Below are 17,554 nucleotides of genomic sequence, written 5' to 3'. Positions count from 1 at the left end.
GATGGCGATGCTCAGCTGGCTCGACCGTTCCGGCGACCAACTCACCTTCTACGTGAAGGCCCTGGTCTGGATCCCGCGCACCCTGCGCCGCTACCTCAAGGAGGTGCAGCGGCTGCTGGCCGAGGTCGCCTTCGGCAGCGGCGGTCTCGGCGTCATCGGCGGCACCATCGGCGTGATGGTCGCGATGACCCTCTTCACCGGCACGGTCGTCGGCCTCCAGGGATACGCGGCGCTCGACCAGATCGGCACCTCGGCCTTCACCGGCTTCATCTCCGCCTACTTCAACACCCGCGAGATCGCGCCTCTGGTCGCCGGTCTCGCTCTCTCCGCCACCGTCGGCGCCGGCTTCACCGCGCAGCTCGGCGCGATGCGGATCAACGAGGAGGTCGACGCGCTGGAGGCGATGGGCGTGCGGTCGATGCCGTACCTCGTCACCACGCGGATCATCGCCGGCGTCGTCGCGATCATCCCGCTGTACGCGATCGGCCTGCTCTCCTCGTACCTCGCCTCCCGCTACATCACCATCCTCTTCAACGGCCAGTCGGCAGGAACCTACGACCACTACTTCAACCTCTTCCTCTCGCCGGACGACGTGCTGCTGTCGGTGCTCAAGGTGCTGATCTTCAGCGTGCTGGTGATCCTCGCCCACTGCTACTACGGCTTCCACGCCACCGGCGGCCCCGCCGGAGTGGGCGTGGCCGTGGGCCGGTCGGTGCGGAACGCGATCGTGCTCATCAGCGTCACCGACTTCTTCCTCTCGCTCGCCATCTGGGGCGCCACGACGACGGTGAAGGTGGCCGGCTGATGAGTCCACGTGCCACGCGAACCGTCCGCCGCAGAGTCGCCGGAGTCGCCTTCCTCCTGGTCCCCGCCGTCCTGGTGTGGGTCTCGGTCGCGGTGTACGACAAGGAGTTCACCGACGACGCCACGGTCACCGTACGGACCGGTCCGGTCGGCAACGAGATGCACGAGAACGCCGACGTGAAGCTGCGCGGAGTCGTCATCGGCCAGGTCAGGTCCATCGCCACCGACGCCGGCGGCGCCCGCCTCACCCTCGCCATCGACCCGGACCAGCTGGACCGGATCCCCGCCGACGTCACCGCGCAGATGCTGCCCACCACCCTCTTCGGCCAGCGTTTCGTCGCCCTGGTCCCGCCGCGCGTTTCTTCCGCGCGCACGCTGAGCGCCGGCGCGGTGATCCCGCAGGACCGCTCCAGCAACGCCATCGAGCTGGAGGAGGTGCTGAACAACGTGCTGCCGCTGCTGACGGCCGTGAAGCCCGAGAAGCTCTCCGCCACGCTCAGCGCCGTCTCGCAGGCGCTCGAAGGCCGCGGCGACCAGCTCGGCGAGACGCTGACCACGCTGGACGCCCACCTGAAGAAGTTCAACCCGCAACTCCCCACGCTCAACGAGGACATCAAGCAGCTCGTCAAGGTCAGCACGCTCTACGCGGACGCCTCACCGGACATCCTCGACGCCCTCACCGACGCCACCACCACGAGCGGCACCATCGCCGAACAGGAGGCGCGGCTCGCCGCGTTGTACGGCACCACCACCGCCTCCGCGCGGGACGTCACCTCCTTCCTCCGGGAGAACAAGGAGAACCTCATCCGGCTCTCCTCCTCCGGCCGTCCCACGCTCGAACTCCTCGCCGAGTACGCCGACGCGTTCCCGTGCACGCTCCGCACGGTCGCCGGCTTCGTGCCCGCCATGGACAAGGCGCTCGGCAAAGGAACGAACGAGCCCGGCCTGCATGTGACGGTGAAGTCCGTTCCGTCGCAAGGCAAGTACGTCCCCGGCAAGGACTCTCCGGTCTACAACTCCACCGGCGGCCCGCGCTGTTACTCGGTGCCGTACGTCGGCAAGGGCGGCGCCCCGACCGCCGACAACCGCCGGGCCACCGACGTCACCGCTCCGCCACCGGCCGCCCAGGACACCGCGCTCGGCCTGCCCAACTCGCCCCAGGAGTCCCAGCTCGTCAACGAGTTGGTCGCCCCGTCACTGAAAGTCCAGCCGCAGACCCTGCCCGACTGGAGCAGCGTGCTCATCGGTCCGGCCTTCCGCGGTGCGGAGGTGAAGCTCAAGTGAAACGCCGCTCCCTCGCGGGACCGCTCGCCAAGTCCCTCGTCTTCGTCCTGGTGACCGTCCTCGCCACCACCGTCCTCGGGCTCTCCATCGCCAACACGGGCGTCGGCGACACCATCACGTACAAGGCGCGGTTCACGGACGCCACCGGTCTCATACCCGGCGACAGCGTCCGCATCGCCGGCGTGAAGGTCGGCCAGGTCGAGTCCGTGCGCGTCGCCGACCGCAGGGTCGCCGAGGTCACCTTCGGCGTACGGAAAGGGCGTACGCTGCCCGCCTCTGTGACGGCCTCCATCAAGTACCTGAACATGGTCGGCCAGCGCTATGTCGACCTGGACCGTGGTGCCGGGCCGGTCGGCCGGACCTTCGCGGCCGGGGCCACCATCCCGCTCGACCGCACCACCCCGGCTCTCGACCTCACCCAGCTCTTCAACGGCTTCCAGCCCCTCTTCGAAGGCCTCTCACCGCCTGACGTCAACCAGCTCGCCGGCTCCATCGTCCAGGTCCTCCAAGGCGAAGGCGGCACCGTCGACTCCATCCTGCGCCACGTCGGCTCGCTCACCAGCACCGTCGCCGCCAAGGACAAGGTGATCGGCGAGGTGATCAAGAACCTCAACACGGTCCTGAAGACGGTCAACGACCGGGAGGCCGGATTCGACGACCTCGTCGTCACGCTGGAGAAGCTCGTCTCCGGCTTCTCCGGCGACCGCAAACCACTCGGTGAGGCGGTCACCGCCATGGGCGCTCTGACCACCGTCACCGCGGACCTCTTCCAGGACGGCCGCACGCCGCTCAAGGAGAACATCCGCCAACTCGGGCGCCTCAGCGGCCAGTTGGACAAGGGTAGGCCGCAGATCGAGAACTTCCTCGACAAGACCCCGGCCAAGATGGAGGCGATCAGCCGCCTCACCTCCTACGGCTCCTGGCTCAACCTCTACCTCTGCGAGGCCAAGGTCGGCGGGGTGGCCACCGACGACGGCTCCGCGCCGCCCACCGGCATCGCCATCACCCAGCCGAGGTGCCTGGCATGACCCTCACCCCGATCCGGGAACGCAACCCGGTCGCCGTCGCCACCGTCGGACTCCTCGTCCTCACGCTCCTGGCCCTCGCCGCCTGGCGCGCCGACTCCCTGCCCTTCATCGGCGGCGGAACCTCGTACAGCGCCGACTTCAGCGAATCCGCCGGTCTCTCCGACGGCGACGAGGTGCGGATCGCCGGAGTCAAGGTCGGCGAGGTCACCGGCGTCTCGCTCGACGGGCCCCGCGTGAAGGTCGACTTCACCGTCGAGGACGCCTGGATCGGCAACGCCTCCACCGTGGGCATCGCCGTCAAGACCCTGCTCGGCGAGAAGTACCTCGCCGTCGACCCGCTCGGCAACGCCCCGCAGGACCCCGGCTCCCGCATCACCGCGAGCCGCACGACCTCTCCGTACGACGTCACGCAGGCGTTCAACGGGCTCGGCGAGACCATCGAGGAGATCGACACCGAGCAGCTGGCCAAGAGCTTCGAGACGATCTCCGCCACGTTCAAGGACTCCCCGCCGCACGTCCGCAGCGCGGCGGAAGGGCTCTCCGCCCTCTCCCGTACGGTCTCCCAGCGCGACGCGCAGCTCGCCACGCTGCTCCAAGGCAGCAAGCGCCTCACGAAGACCCTCGCCGGCAAGAAGAGCAGCTTCGAGACCCTCCTGGAGGACGGCAATCTGCTGCTCGGCGAGCTCCAGGCCCGCCGCGACGCCATCCACCTGCTGCTCACCGGCACCCGCAGCCTCGGCGTCCAGCTCACCGGGCTCGTCGAGGAGAACGACCAGCAGCTCGGGCCGACGCTGGCCTCGCTCGGCCGGGTCACCGCCGTCCTCGCGAAGAACCGCAAGAGCCTGGACAAGGTGCTGGCCATGACCGGCTCGTACAGCCGGCTCGTCGGCAACACGCTCGGCAACGGCCGCTGGTTCGACACGTACGCCTGCGGGGTCGTGCCTCAGAACTACCTGCCCGCCGGTACGCCACCGACGACCGGGTGCATGCCACCGAAGCAAGGCGGCCGCTGACATGAGACGTACACGCATCATCGGCATCGGCGCCGGACTAGCGGTCGTCGCCGTGGCCGCCACCACCGGCGTCAGCGCTCTGGAACAGGACCGCCGGACCACCGTCACCGCCTACTTCGAGCAGGCGACAGGCGTCTACGCCGGGTCCGACCTGCGCATCCTCGGCGTCCGGGTCGGCACGGTCGAGTCCGTCACGCCCGAAGGCCGGCAGGTGAAGGTCGTCCTCCGGCTGGACCAGGACGTCAAGGTGCCGAAGGACGCCCACGCGGTCGTCGTCGCTCCGAGCCTCGTCGCCGACCGGTACGTCCAGCTCGCTCCGGCCTACGACGGCGGACCGCTCCTCTCGGACGGCGCCAGCCTGCCCGCCGCCCGCAACGCCACGCCGGTCGAGGTCGACCAGCTGTACGCCTCCATCACCGAGATCACCACGGCGCTCGGCCCGAACGGCGCCAACGCCGACGGTGCGCTGGCCCGGCTGTTGGAGACCGGCGCGAAGAACCTGGACGGCAACGGCAAGGCCATCGGAGACTCCGTCGAGCAGTTCGGCAAGGCCGCCAAGACCCTGGACAGGAGCAGCGGCGACCTCTTCGACACGCTCGCCTACCTCCAGTCCTTCACCACCATGCTCAAGGAGAACGACAGCGAGGTCCGCACCGCCGAGCAGCAGCTGAACTCGGTCACCTCGTTCCTCGCGGACGACAAGAAGAACCTCAGCGCGGCGCTCAGGGAGCTGGGCGCGGCGCTCGGCCAGGTGAAGACGTTCATCGCCGAGAACCGGGGCGCGCTGAAGAAGAACGTCGACGCGCTGGTGCCGATCACCCAGGCGCTGGTCGACCAACGTGCCTCGCTGGCCGAGGCGATGGACACACTGCCGCTGGCGGCGGGCAACGTCCTGGGCGCGTACGACCCGGCCAACCGGACCCTGAACGGCCGGGCCAACCTCAACGAGCTCTCCATGGGCGGCCCGCTCGTCGGTCCGGACGCGGCCTCCGGTCCGCCGCCAGGGCTCGCACCCGTCGACGCGAACCGCCGGAAGGCGCTGCCGGTGCTGCCGCTGCCGGAGGTCGGGACGGTCTTCGGGACGCCGGAGAAGCGGAAGCCGGACGACAAGAAGGGAGCGGAACGATGAGCGGCTCTCCGCGCACCACCGGCGCGCGCACGGCAGTCCGGGCGGCGACCGGTGCCGTGGCCCTGCTGGCCACCGGCGCGCTGATCGCCCTGGTCGTGGTCCGTACCGAAGGCCCGGTCTTCACCGGCATCGAGCAGATCCCGCTGCCCGGCGGCGCCGACCTCGGTGAGCGCCCGTACGAGATCACCGCCGAGTTCGGCGACGTCCTCAGCCTGGCACCGCAGTCCTCGGTCAAGGTCAACGACGTGTCCGTCGGACGCGTCACCAGGATCGACCTCGCCGCCGACGGCTGGAGCGCCAAGGTCACCATGCGGCTCAACGGAGACATCGAGCTTCCGGCCAACGCCTACGCGCGCCTCGAACAGTCCAGCCTCCTCGGCGAGAAGTTCATCCAGCTCACGCCGCCCGCCGAAGGCACCGCACGCGGCTCGCTGGCGGAGACCGGCCGCATCCCGCTCACGCGCACCAACCGCAACCCGGAGGTCGAGGAGGTCTTCGGCGCCCTCTCGCTGCTCCTCAACGGCGGCGGGATCAACCAGCTCAAGACCATCACCACCGAGCTGAACAAAGCGCTCACCGGCCAGGAGCCGCAGATCCGCTCGATGCTGAACCGGGTCGACACCCTCGTCACCAACCTGGACAGCAACAAGGCCGACATCACGCGGGCCCTGGACGGCGTCAACCGGCTCGCCGCCACGCTCGCCACCCGTGAACAGGACGTCGGAACGGTCCTCACCGGCCTCAGTCCCGGACTGAAGGTCCTGGAGAAACAGCGCGGCTCGCTGCTGACCATGCTGCGGTCGCTCGACACGCTCTCCACGGTGGCCGTCGACACGGTCAACCGGAGCAAGGCAGACATGATCGCCGACCTGAAGGCACTGGCCCCGACCCTGAAGGCGCTCGCCGACTCCGGCCAGGACCTGCCCGACGCGCTCCAGGCCTCGCTGACCTACCCGTTCACGGACGAGGTGTTGCGCGGCGTGAAGGGCGACTATCTGAACGTCTACCTGGACGTCACGGCCGCACCCGGTACGCGGATCATCCCGGCCCTCACGCCGGACGACCCGACGCTGCCTCCGCCGCCGCACGAGCCGCCTGGCGGAGACGGCGGAGACGGCGGAGACGGTACGGAGGATGCGGCGGCGGCCCGCAGTGCGCTGCCGCTCCCGCTGCCGGCCGTGTCAGGGACCTCGCAGCCCGAGCAAGGGAGCACCCGGTGATCACTCCCGCCATCCGGCTCAAGAACATCGCCTTCCTTCTCATCGCCGTGCTCGTCCTGGGCTACCTCGGCGTCCGGTACGCCGGTCTCGGCCACTACGTCGGACTGCGCAGCTACTACACCGTCACGGTCCAACTCCCGCAGACCGGCGGCCTCTACACCCACTCCAACGTCACCTACCGAGGCGTCTCGGTGGGCCGGGTCGGTCCCATCGAGCTGACCGAGGACGGTGTGGAGGCCGAGCTGCGGATCGAGAAGGACGCTCCGCCCATCCCGGACGGTCTGAAGGCCGTCGTCGCCAACCTCTCAGCGGTCGGCGAGCAGTACGTCGACCTGCGCCCGACCCGCTCCGTCGGCCCGTACCTGGGCAACGGCTCGGTGATCGAGGCGGCCGACACCACGCTCCCGGCACCGCCCACCGAGGTCCTCACCAGCGTCAACGACTTCGCGAGCTCGGTCGACCTGGAGCATCTGCGTACGGTCGTCGAGGAGTTCGGCACCGCCTTCGAAGGGCGCGGCGACGACCTCCAGGTGCTGCTGGACAGCGGAAGCGAGTTCATCACCGCGGCCGACCGGGCGCTGCCGACGACCACCCGGCTGATGGCCGACGGCGAGACCGTGCTGCGCACGCAGGCCGAACAGGGCGCGGCGCTCAAGGGGTTCGCCTCCGGAGCCCAAGAGCTGGCGGCGGAACTCAAAAGCTCCGACGGCGACTTGCGGCGGCTGATCGCGACCACGCCGGACGCCGCCGTACAGATCAGTGGCCTGCTGCGCGACCTCGACCCGGCCTTCGGTGTCGTCGTCGCCAACCTGCTCACCACGTCGGAGGTCGCCGTGACCCGTCAACGAGGCCTGGAGGAACTGCTGGTGAAACTTCCGGCGGTGGTGGCGGCCGGATCGAGCGCGGTCGACGAGGACGGGGCCCGGTTCGGTATGTCGGTCACCTTCTTCGAGCCGCTGCCCTGCACCGCCGGCTACGGCGGGACGACCTACCGCAACGGCCTCGACACCTCACCCGCGCCCGCCCTCAACTCCAGTGCCCGGTGCGCCTCTTCACCCGGCACCGGCATCAACGTCCGAGGCAGCGCCAACGCCCCGAAGGGCGGCCCGGTCCCGGAGCCCGCCCAGCCCGGCTCGATGCTGCTGCGCAGCGGCGACAACGCGGCGGCCGCGAAGGACCGGCTGCCCGGAGCGCTCGGCACCGAGCCCGGCACCGCACCGCCCGCCACCGGCATGGCCGGACTGCTCGGTCTGGGAGGCGGCTCATGAGGCTCCGTACCCGGCACCTCGGCGGCTGGGCCGTCCTGCTGGCCGCCGCGCTCGTCTGCGGACTCGGCACCTGGTCGTACGCCCAGGCGCGCGGCGACCGCACCCTCGCCCATGCCAAGGCCCGCGATACGGCACTGGCCCAGGGCAAGCGGCATCTCGCCACGCTGAACAGCCTGGACGGCAAGGACGCCACCAGTGTCTCCACCGGCCTGCGGGCCTGGCGCCAGGCCTCCACGGGACCGCTCCACGACCAGCTGAAGCGGACCTCGGCCGCCGACGCGAGGACGCTCACGACAGCGGGCGACACCGCCGACTCCAAGGTGACCTCGGCGGCGCTCACCGCCTTGGACGACCGCACCGGCACGGCGGAGCTGATCGCCACCGTGGACGTCGCGGTCACTCCGCGCACCGGCGCTCCAGGTACCCAGCGCAAGCGCTTCACCGCCACGCTCGCCCGGACCGGTGACGGCTGGAAAGTGAAGGCGCTCACGGCGATGGCGGCGGGAGACGGCGGATGAGCCAACGAACAGTGGTGCTGAGCAAGGCCGTTGAGGACGAGGAACACCTCGGCGCCGTCGAACCGGACACCACCGCTGAGCCCGGTCGCCGCTCCCGGTGGCCTCGCGTCCTCGGCGCCATCCTGACGCTCGCCCTGCTCGTGACCGGCGGGCTCCTGTTCGCCGAAGGGCGCGAGCTGCGCGACACTCCGGCCACCACCAACCTCGCCCTCACCGACGCCGAGGCCACCACCCGGGTCACCGGCGACGTCAGCAACGCGCTCGCCAGGATCTTCTCGTACGGCCCCGACGCCACCGGCCTCACCAAGGAAGCGGCGCAGGAGGTCCTGGCAGGCAAGGCGCTCCAGCAGTACGCGGCCCTGTTCGGCCAGGTCGAGAAGCAGGCCGCCGACCAGCAGCTGACGCTCACCACCCACGTCGTACGGGCCGGAGTGACCCGGCTGACCGGCACCGGCGCCCACCTCCTGGTCTTCCTCGACCAGGTCTACGAACGCCGGGGCCGGCCCGCCACCACCGCCTCCGCCCAGCTCTCCGTCACCGCCGAACTGCGGGACGAGCGCTGGCGGATCGTCGAGATCAGCTCCATATGACGGCAGGGGAGAGGCACCACATGGCACGGGCAGGGACGACGAGAAACCCTCTGGTCATCGCGGCGACGGCGCTCGCGGTCGTGGCGGTTGGCGCGGCGGGCTTCGGCGGCTGGCAGCGCTACGACGCCGCCCACGACGACGCGGCCTCCTACGCGCAGGCACGCGACGCGGCGCTGGCGGCCGGTGAGCAGGCGGTGCAGAACATGAACACCCTGGACCACCGCACGCTGGAGAAGGGGCTGGACAGCTGGGAGGAGTCGACCACCGGCGATCTGCACCGCCAACTCGTGGACGGACGCGACGCGTTCGCGAAGCAGATCGTGGCGGCGAAGACGGTCAGTACGGCGAAGGTCCTCTCCGGAGCAGTGACCGAACTCGACGAACGGGCGGGCCGGGCCGGGGTCATGGTGGCGCTCCGCGTCACCGTCACCGCGCCCAAGGGCGACCCGGCGGTGAAGGAGAGCCGGATGCTCGGCACCCTCACCCGGACCTCCGTGGGCTGGAAGCTCAGCGCGCTCGGCCAGGCACCCGTCGGCTCCACGGCGGGCTGAACCCCGCCCGTACCCGCGCCGGCCCCGCCGCCCCGCATCCGAGAGGAACCTCCGACATGTCGACGACCCGCCACCTGGTCAACCGCCGCCGCAGACTGGCCACTTCGCCATCCCGCCCGAGCCCGTCGACCGAGCTTCTCTCCAAGCCCGTCACGGACGTGGAGACGGAGGCCGCAGCGGAGGCGGAGCGCGAGCCGCAGGCCGTGACCAAAGCCGAGCGCGAGCCGAAGGAGGCCATCGAGTCCGAGCCGGAGCCCAAGGCGGCAACCACCTCCCGGCGACGGTTCCGTCACCGCCCGCAGCTCCCCGCGCTCCTCTGCGCCCTCACCGTCCTCCTCGGAGCCTTCGCCGCCTGGGCGTTCGTCTCGGCCGCGAGTCTGCGTGACGAGCCCGCCCGGCAGAACACCGCGCTCACCGACATCGCCCGCACCAGCGAGGTGAAGGGCCGGATCGGCGAGGCGGTCGGTGCCGTGTTCTCGTACGACTACGCCTCGCCCGCCCGCTCGGACCGCGCGGCGAGGACGTACCTGACCGGCAGGGCCGTGCAGCAGCACCAGGACATGCTCGCGGAGGTACGGGAGCAGGCGCCGCGGCAGAAGCTCGTCCTCACCACGACCGTCACCGCGAGCGGGGTCGAGTATCTGGACGGCGACCGCGCCCGGCTGCTGATCTTCGCCGACCAGAGCAACACCCGTACCGGCGAGGACGAGGAGACCACCTACGCGGCCGCCATGTTCGCCGTGGACGCCGTCCGGCGCGGGGACACTTGGCGGATCGCCGCCATCGACACGTTCACCCGCTGAACCGCCAGGCCCGGGCAGCCGGGAGAAGGGACCAGCTATGAGGTTCAACGGTACGGTGCGCCGCCAGCTCACCGGTACGGTCACGGCGGTCGCCGCGATGGCCGCGCTCACCGCGTCCCAGGCGCCCGGTTTCGGCGACGCGGACACGGTAGCGGCGACCCGCGACGGGCGGACCGCGTCCGGCACGGACGACGTGGTGTGGAGCGAGGTGGAGGGCGACGACGCGTACCACACCGAGCTGCCACCGCTGGAGAGCCCGCGGCCGCCCGCACCGCTGAAGCCACCACGGGCCGGGACGGAACCATCGCTTCCGCTGGTCGCCAGGCCCCGGTCGCAGGCAGGTATCCCGGCGACCGTGCTCACCGCGTACCGGAACGCCGAGCGGTCCTTACGCCGCGGCGACCCCGGCTGTCGGCTTCCCTGGCAACTGCTGGCGGCGATCGGCAAGGTGGAGTCCGGACAGGCGGCGGGCGGCCGGGTCGACGCGCGCGGGACGACCTTCACGCCGATCCTGGGACCCGCGCTCGACGGCGTGGGGTTCGCGCTGATCCGGGACACGGACAACGGGGTGTACGACGGCGACCTGACGTACGACCGGGCCGTCGGGCCGATGCAGTTCATCCCGTCCACCTGGGTCAACTGGGCCAAGGACGGCAACGGTGACGGCCGCAAGGACCCGAACAACATCTACGACGCCGCTCTCGCCGCCGGGCACTACCTCTGTGCCGGCGGCCGCGAGCTGACCGTCCGGGCCGACCTGGACCGGGCGATCCTCAGCTACAACCGCTCCGGCGCCTATCTCCGTACGGTGCTGTCCTGGCTGGAGTTCTACCGCCAGGGCACCCATCCGGTCGCCGACGGGCAAGGCGTTCTTCCTATCGGTCCCGGGCCGGGTGGCGTGAACCGTCCCACGGCGCCGGTCGGCTCCGGCACGTCCGAGGAGCCCGGCAAGGGAGGCGGCGGCATCGTCATCGGCCCGCAGCCCACGCGCCCGCCGAGCCCCAAGCCCACACCCGGCCCCACACAACCCGGTACCCCTGCCCCGACCCCCTCCGACCCCGGCACCCCGACCCCGACGGACCCGGCCCCGACACCGAGCCCCACGGATCCCACCCCCGGCCCCACGGACCCCGGCCCGACCCCCACCGATCCCGGCCCCAGCCCCGACCCCACCGACCCAGACCCGACCGATCCCACCCCCACCCCCACCGACGCAGTCCCCACCGCCACCACCGACCCCGCCACCCCCGACCCGGAAATCCCCGACCCCAGAACCCCCGATCCCTCCGCCACCTGAGCCGAAAATGTGTGAAGACCTCGAAAGAGTGACGTGATCATCCTGTGCCACAGGTGACCCGCATGGTGGACGCCCGCGGGATCGGGTTGATATTTCGGCCGCCCTCCGAGATGTTTGCCCGAAGGAAACAGTTCGTTCCGACCGGAAGGTGGTGCGACTCGCCGCAGGCGGGTCCCCGCTCATGGCTTCACCCAAGGTAGAGACCGCCACGCCCACGAAGGAGCGATTCACTCCGGCCGACTGGGGCCGGCCGCCGCACGCCGTGATCGTCGTCGTCGGCCGCGCCGGAACGGCCCTACGGATCGAAGGCGACACGGGCCTGCTCCCGGGTGTCGGGCAGGACGCTCCGCTGCCGGACGGCCTCTCGTGGCTGGCCCGGGCCTCCGCCTCGGTGGCCGAGGACGCCGTGCACCAAGGCGGTTCGCGGCGATCCGCCGTCGAGGGCGAGTTCGCGGGCCGGCGCTTCGAGGCCCATCCGACCCGGCGCGGCGACGGCGAGGTGGTGTGGTGGCTGGTCGACCAGACGGCCCGGTACGCCGCCGAGGAGGCGCTGACCGCCGAACGCGAACGCACCAGGTTCCTCGCCGAGGCGTCCAACGTGCTGCTGTCCTCGCTCAACTCCGAGCGGTGCATGGCCGCCACCGCCCGGCTGGCCGCCGGCTTTCTGGCCGACGCGGCCGTCGTGGTGGCGCCGGCGGCGGGCCGCCGACTGCCGGTGACCCGCGCCGTGCAGGGCCAGGACGCCAAGCAGGACTTGATCGCGGCCGATCCCTCCGACGTACCGGGTCTCGCCGAGGCGCTGAGGGGCTTCCCGCCCGTCCCGTCGCGGTGGATCGACCCGACGTCACTGCCCGACTGGCTCATGCCCGAGGGCTTCGGTACGACGGTCGGTTCGGTCGTCGTGACCCCGCTGCCCGGCCACGGCGTGCCTGCCGGTGCGCTGATCCTGCTCCGCGCGGACACCCGCAGCGGGTTCAGCGAGACCGAGGAGACGTTCGCCCGGCTGTTCGCGGCCCGTGCCGGAGCCGCTCTGTCCGCGGCCCGCCTCTACGCCGAACAGCACAGCATCACCCGGACGCTGATGCGCGATCTGCTGCCACCGCGTCTCCACCGGGTGCACGGCGTCGAGTTCGCCGGCGGCTACCGTCCGTCCAGCTCGCACGAGCGGGTCGGCGGCGACTTCTACGACGTCCACCCCGGCCCCACGCCCTCCGACCCGTCCCTGGTGGTGCTCGGCGACGTCTGCGGCAAGGGTCTGGAGGCCGCGGTCCTCACCGGCAAGATCCGCAACACGCTCCAGGCCCTGATGCCGATGGCCGATGACCACGAGCGGGTGCTGCAACTCCTCAACGGAGCACTGCTGAACGCCGACAACACCCGGTTCGCCACGCTGGTCCTGGCATCCGTCCAGCGCGCGGAGAACCAGGTGCGCCTGCGCCTCACCTCGGCCGGCCACCCGGCGCCCCTGGTCGTGCGCGACGACGGCCGCGTCGAGGAGGTCCCCACCCACGGCAGCCTGGTCGGAGCCCTGGACCACGTGACGGCCCGGACCGTCGAGACCGCTCTGCTCCCCGGCGACACGTGCCTGCTCTACACCGACGGCGTCACCGAGGCGCGCGGCGGCCCGTTCGGCGATGAGCTCTTCGGCGAGCAACGGCTGAAGCGGGCGCTGGCCGAGTGCGGTGGCATGCCCGGCGAGGCGATGGTGGAGCACATCCGGATGCTCACCTCGCAGTGGCTGGGCGACGGCGGCCACGACGATCAGGCGGTGGTCGCCGTCACCGCACCGCGGACCACCCATCTCAGTGCGGTGGACGGCCACACACGGGGCAGGTACACCTCATGACCACCACCGTCGACGCCCCCGGTCTCGACACGCTGCGCGCCGACCTGTGGACCGCGGTGACCGGCCGGGACGAGTACCGGGCCGCGGACATCGTGCTGCGGGCCCTGGACGCCGGGACATCCGCCGAGTCCGTCCTGCTCGACGTGATCGCCCCGGTCCAGGCCCGGGTCGGCAACGCCTGGCAGGCCGACCGGCTGACCGTCGCCCAGGAGCACGCGGCCACCGCGATCGCCGAGCGCGTGATCGCCGCGCTCGCGCACCACCCAGCTCACCGGCCCGCCCCTTACGGCGGCCGCATCACCGTCGCCTGCGTGGACCGGGAGTGGCACAGCCTGCCCGCCCGGCTGCTCGCCGAGGTTCTCACCCTGCGCGGCTGGCGGGTCGACTTCCTCGGCGCGCAGGTGCCCACCCCGCACCTCGTGACCCATCTGCACAACACCGGCGCGGACGCGGTGGCCCTCTCCTCGTCCCTCGCCACCCGGCTGCCCACCGCACACACCGCGATCACCGCGTGCCAGGCGGTCGGCGTGCCGGTGCTGGCGGGCGGCGCGGCGTTCGGCCCGGACGGCCGCTACGCCCGGCTGCTCGGCGCCGACGCCTGGGCGCCCGACGCGCGCGCCGCGGCCCGGCGGCTGGCCGACGGCATCCCGGCCCCCGACCCGGCGGTGGGCCGGCGTGAGACCGACGATCTGGCGCACCTCACCGACCAGGAGTACACCCTGGTCGTACGGGCCAGAGCCCGGCTCGTCCGGGTGGTGCTGGCGTACCTGGAGAAGAACGTTCCGGCGATGGCGGAGTACTCCGGCCCGCAGCGCGAGCGCACCGCCGAGGACATCGCCCACATCGTGGAGTTCCTCGGCGTCGCCCTTTACACCGACAGCGACGACCTCTTCACCGACTTCATCCGGTGGACCGCCACCGTCCTGACGGCCCGCAACGTGCCCGCCCGGTCCCTGCGCCCCGCGCTGGACGCCCTGGGCACCGAGCTCAAGGACTTCCCGCGTGCCACCCGCATGCTCGCCCGCGCGTGCTTCCACCTGGACGAGGCCGTGCCCACCACCGACCAGCCACCCGGAGCCTCCGCATGACCGCCCTGCCCACGCCGTACTTCACCGTCACCGCCGAGGAGGGCAGGGGCTGGGTCCGGCTGCGCCTCACCGGGGACCTGGACTACGACACGAGCCATGAGCTGGTGGTGCGTGCGGGGGACTGGCTGGCCGTCCGGCCGGAGTTGAGCGACCTGTACCTGAGCTGCGCGGAGCTGAGGCTGTGCGACTCCATGGGCGTCTCCGCGCTGCTCCAGGTCCACCGGGACGCGGCGGCCCAAGGCGTGTACCTGCATGTGCAGGACGCGCCGCCGTTCCTGGACCGGATCATGCGGATCACCGGAATCCAGCACCTCTTCGCCTCGCAGGAGGACCGGCGGAACGTCGGCGAGGCGACGCCGTCCACCGAGCAGCGCCCGTCACCCTTGTCCTGAGCCGCAGCCGCCAGGCACCGAGCCGGGCGGCTGCGGCGGCTCAGAACAGCGACACCACGGCGACGATGCGCTTGCCGCCCTCGTGCGAGATGACGGACAGCTGCCGGGTGAGCCGGTGGACCAGCGACCAGCCGTAACCGCCCTTGCCGACCGACCCGGGCGGCGGGTCCTGGAGCACGGGATGCCGGGGGTCCGCGTCGTCGACGACGAGGTGGAGCCCGCTGTCGGTGATCCGGGCCGAGAAGCCGGTGAGGCCACCGCCGTGCCGCAGAGCGTTGGTCACGATCTCCGAGGTCACCAGCAGGGCGTCCGCGACGACCACGTTCGAGAGGATCTCGTCCGACAACTCGTCGAACTCCGCCGCCAGCAGCCGGGTCACGACATCGCGCGCCTCGCCCGCGGTCCGGGGCATTTCCGCAGGGGTGCCGTCCGTGTGACGTACGGGAGGGGTGCTGTACACGCCCGTACCTCCTTCCGTGCCGTCGATCTCTTTCCACTCCGGTAGAAACCACCGCATTCCCTCAGGCGCCACCTCCATACCTGGCTCCCCCCTACGGCTCACCTGCCCGCCACGCCGTCAGGCCTGCTCCGGATGGTCGCCCGGCCCGTGGGTCCGGCTGGCCAGCGGGGTCGGGGAGAGGTCCGAGCGCTCCTCGCCCGGTTCCAGCAGCGTGTCGGCGGCGCCGATGATCAGCGGGTCCGGGGTGCCGACGGCCTTGTCGTCCTTGCTGTCGTAGTCGAACCGCCACAGCAGGCTGCGCATCGCCTCCACCCGGCCGCGCTTCTTGTCGTTGCTCTTCACCACCGTCCACGGCGCGTGTTCGGTGTCCGTGGCCCGGAACATGTCGACCTTCGCCGCGGTGTAGTCGTCCCAGAGGTCGAGCGAAGCCAGGTCGGTGGGCGACAGCTTCCACTGGCGCACCGGGTCGACCTGCCGGATCGCGAAGCGGGTGCGCTGTTCGTTGCGCGAGACCGAGAACCAGAACTTCACCAGCAGGACGCCGTCGTCGACGAGCATCCGTTCGAACAGTGGCGCCTGCTCCAGGAAATGTTCGTGCTGCTCCGGCGTACAGAACTCCATCACCCGCTCCACACCGGCCCGGTTGTACCAGGAGCGGTCGAAGAAGACGATCTCACCGGCGGTCGGCAGATGGGACACGTACCGCTGGAAGTACCACTGACCGCTCTCGCGCTCGGTCGGCTTGTCCAGCGCGACCACACGCGCGCCACGCGGGTTGAGGCGCTCGGTGAACCGCTGGATCGTCCCGCCCTTGCCCGCAGCGTCGCGGCCCTCGCACAGGACCACCATCCGCTGCCCGCTCTCCCGCACCCAGCGCTGGAGCTTCAGCAGCTCGATCTGGAGGATGCGCTTCTCCTTCTCGTACTCCCTGCGCCGCATCCGCTGTTCGTACGGATAGTTCTCCCGCCAGGTCTCCAGCGGGCGGCCCCGCTCGTCGAGCAGCACCGGCTGCTCGGGCCGCCGTCCGTCGACGGTCAGCCCCTTCAGCAGCTCCGCCGGGTCGGTCGTAGGACCATCGGTCATCGCTTCGTTCCCCGTTCTCCTCGATACACCCCGCCGCAGCCTGGTGCCCCCGTCACCGCCGCTCATGTACGCGGAGGCGGTCCCACCGGATCAGCCGCCCGCGAACACCCGCGCCAGGTCGTAGGAGACGACCTCCTCCAGCTGCCCGTACGTGCAGCCGGCCGGGTCCCGGTCCGGGCGCCACCGCCGGAACTGCGTCGTATGGCGGAACCTGTCCCCTTCCATGTGGTCGTACGCCACCTCGCAGACCCGTTCCGGCCGCAGCGGCACCCACGACTGGTCCTTCTTGCCCGACCAGCGGTTCTGCGTCCCCGGCAGCCGCGAGGCCTCGTGCGCCGCCGCATCCGCCCACGCACCCCACGGATGGTCGGCGAACGCACACCGCAGCGGAGCCAGCTCCTCCGCCAGTTCGGCGCGCCGCTTCATGGAAAAGGCCGCGCAGACCCCGACGTGCTGGAGGACGCCCTCGGTGTCGTACAGGCCGAGCAGGAGCGAGCCGACGATCGGGCCGCTCTTGTGCGCGCGGTAGCCGGCCACCACGACATCGGCGGTCCGCTCGTGCTTGATCTTGTACATCACGCGGGTGTCGGGCCGGTACGGCAGGTCCAGCGGCTTGGCCACGATCCCGTCCAGCCCCGCTCCCTCGTACCGGTCGAACCACTCGCGGGCCAGCTCGATGTCCGTGGTGGACGGAGCGAGGAGTACGGGCGCGGAGGCGCCGGAGAGCGCGGCCGTCAGGACGGCCCGGCGGTCCACCTGCGGAGTGCTCAGAAGCGCGGTGTCGTCGGCCGCCAGGATGTCGAAGGCGATGAAGCTCGCCGGAGTCCGCTCGGCCAGCATCCGCACCCGGGAGTCGGCCGGATGGATGCGCTCGCTGAGCCGCTCGAAGTCGAGCCGCCCCCCGTACGCGATGACGATCTCGCCGTCGATCACACAGCGCGGCGGCAGATTCTCCCGTACGGCGTGGACCAGGTCCGGGAAGTAGCGGGTCAGCGACTTGCCCGTACGGCTGCCGATCTCGACCTCGTCGCCGTCGCGGTACACGATGGCCCGGAAGCCGTCCCACTTCGCCTCGTAACCCATGCCCGGCGGGATCTTGGCCACCGACTTGGCGAGCATCGGCTTCACAGGCGGCATCACCGGCAGGTCCATGGCCCGATTCTGACGCCCGGGCACGCTC

General features: G+C 71.2%; 18 protein-coding genes. 15 read left to right on the top strand and 3 right to left on the bottom strand.

From position 1 onward, the window contains the following. The first annotated feature begins 1 nt into the window (after position 1). From ABZ267_RS29025 to ABZ267_RS28955, 15 genes are all read left to right on the top strand, one after another. Positions 2-805, top strand: coding sequence for an ABC transporter permease (locus tag ABZ267_RS29025; protein WP_109162633.1), 804 nt, complete (start codon positions 2-4; stop codon positions 803-805). Further along, a complete protein-coding gene (locus ABZ267_RS29020) occupies positions 805-2,088 on the top strand; it encodes an MCE family protein (protein WP_356752604.1) in 1,284 nt (427 codons plus the stop codon). The genes ABZ267_RS29025 and ABZ267_RS29020 overlap by 1 nt, the downstream gene beginning before the upstream one ends. Continuing rightward, the gene (locus ABZ267_RS29015; protein ID WP_356752602.1) at positions 2,085-3,116 is read left to right on the top strand and encodes an MCE family protein; all 1,032 of its coding nucleotides are present in this window, start codon (positions 2,085-2,087) and stop codon (positions 3,114-3,116) included. Before ABZ267_RS29020 ends, ABZ267_RS29015 begins: the two co-directional genes overlap by 4 nt. Further along, positions 3,113-4,129: an MCE family protein gene (locus ABZ267_RS29010; RefSeq protein WP_356752600.1), complete on the top strand. Its 1,017-nt coding sequence runs from the start codon at positions 3,113-3,115 to the stop codon at positions 4,127-4,129. Before ABZ267_RS29015 ends, ABZ267_RS29010 begins: the two co-directional genes overlap by 4 nt. Position 4,130: 1 nt before the next feature. Next, the gene (locus ABZ267_RS29005) at positions 4,131-5,258 is read left to right on the top strand and encodes an MCE family protein (protein WP_356752598.1); all 1,128 of its coding nucleotides are present in this window, start codon (positions 4,131-4,133) and stop codon (positions 5,256-5,258) included. Further along, positions 5,255-6,478 carry an MCE family protein gene (locus ABZ267_RS29000; protein ID WP_356752596.1) on the top strand — a complete coding sequence of 408 codons (1,224 nt, stop codon included), beginning with the start codon at positions 5,255-5,257 and terminating at the stop codon, positions 6,476-6,478. Before ABZ267_RS29005 ends, ABZ267_RS29000 begins: the two co-directional genes overlap by 4 nt. Next, the gene (locus tag ABZ267_RS28995; RefSeq protein WP_356752595.1) at positions 6,475-7,746 is read left to right on the top strand and encodes an MlaD family protein; all 1,272 of its coding nucleotides are present in this window, start codon (positions 6,475-6,477) and stop codon (positions 7,744-7,746) included. Before ABZ267_RS29000 ends, ABZ267_RS28995 begins: the two co-directional genes overlap by 4 nt. Then, the gene (locus tag ABZ267_RS28990; RefSeq protein ID WP_356752593.1) at positions 7,743-8,264 is read left to right on the top strand and encodes a hypothetical protein; all 522 of its coding nucleotides are present in this window, start codon (positions 7,743-7,745) and stop codon (positions 8,262-8,264) included. Before ABZ267_RS28995 ends, ABZ267_RS28990 begins: the two co-directional genes overlap by 4 nt. Then, positions 8,261-8,854 (top strand): hypothetical protein, encoded by a 594-nt coding sequence (locus tag ABZ267_RS28985; protein WP_356752591.1) that lies wholly within the window; start codon positions 8,261-8,263, stop codon positions 8,852-8,854. Before ABZ267_RS28990 ends, ABZ267_RS28985 begins: the two co-directional genes overlap by 4 nt. Before the next feature lie 20 nt (positions 8,855-8,874). Next, a complete protein-coding gene (locus ABZ267_RS28980) occupies positions 8,875-9,405 on the top strand; it encodes a hypothetical protein (RefSeq protein ID WP_356752589.1) in 531 nt (176 codons plus the stop codon). A 56-nt stretch (positions 9,406-9,461) separates the two neighbouring features. Continuing rightward, complete coding sequence (locus ABZ267_RS28975) at positions 9,462-10,208, top strand: hypothetical protein (RefSeq protein WP_356363523.1); 747 nt, start codon at positions 9,462-9,464, stop codon at positions 10,206-10,208. A 37-nt stretch (positions 10,209-10,245) separates the two neighbouring features. Further along, complete coding sequence (locus ABZ267_RS28970) at positions 10,246-11,505, top strand: lytic transglycosylase domain-containing protein (protein WP_356752587.1); 1,260 nt, start codon at positions 10,246-10,248, stop codon at positions 11,503-11,505. Between the two features lie 181 nt (positions 11,506-11,686). Beyond that, complete coding sequence (locus ABZ267_RS28965; protein ID WP_356752585.1) at positions 11,687-13,351, top strand: PP2C family protein-serine/threonine phosphatase; 1,665 nt, start codon at positions 11,687-11,689, stop codon at positions 13,349-13,351. Beyond that, complete coding sequence (locus ABZ267_RS28960) at positions 13,348-14,439, top strand: cobalamin-dependent protein (protein WP_356752583.1); 1,092 nt, start codon at positions 13,348-13,350, stop codon at positions 14,437-14,439. The genes ABZ267_RS28965 and ABZ267_RS28960 overlap by 4 nt, the downstream gene beginning before the upstream one ends. Further along, positions 14,436-14,831: an STAS domain-containing protein gene (locus tag ABZ267_RS28955; protein WP_356752582.1), complete on the top strand. Its 396-nt coding sequence runs from the start codon at positions 14,436-14,438 to the stop codon at positions 14,829-14,831. The genes ABZ267_RS28960 and ABZ267_RS28955 overlap by 4 nt, the downstream gene beginning before the upstream one ends. A 40-nt stretch (positions 14,832-14,871) precedes the next feature. Here ABZ267_RS28955 and ABZ267_RS28950 read toward each other — a convergent pair whose 3' ends face one another. From ABZ267_RS28950 to ABZ267_RS28940, 3 genes are all read right to left on the bottom strand, one after another. Beyond that, positions 14,872-15,291, bottom strand: a complete 420-nt coding sequence (locus ABZ267_RS28950) for an ATP-binding protein (protein ID WP_356752580.1) — start codon at positions 15,289-15,291, stop codon at positions 14,872-14,874. 117 nt (positions 15,292-15,408) lie between these two features. Next, positions 15,409-16,374 (bottom strand): polyphosphate kinase 2, encoded by a 966-nt coding sequence (ppk2, locus tag ABZ267_RS28945; protein WP_356752578.1) that lies wholly within the window; start codon positions 16,372-16,374, stop codon positions 15,409-15,411. A gap of 90 nt (positions 16,375-16,464) precedes the next feature. Beyond that, a complete protein-coding gene (locus tag ABZ267_RS28940; RefSeq protein WP_356752576.1) occupies positions 16,465-17,526 on the bottom strand; it encodes an ATP-dependent DNA ligase in 1,062 nt (353 codons plus the stop codon). Between the last annotated feature and the right edge of the window lie 28 nt (positions 17,527-17,554).

The organism is Streptomyces sp. NPDC006174 (assembly GCF_040614075.1).
Taxonomy (GTDB): Bacteria; Actinomycetota; Actinomycetes; order Streptomycetales; family Streptomycetaceae; genus Streptomyces.
Note: the sequence above shows the minus strand (reverse complement) of the source record. Positions and strands in the feature narration are given on the sequence as shown.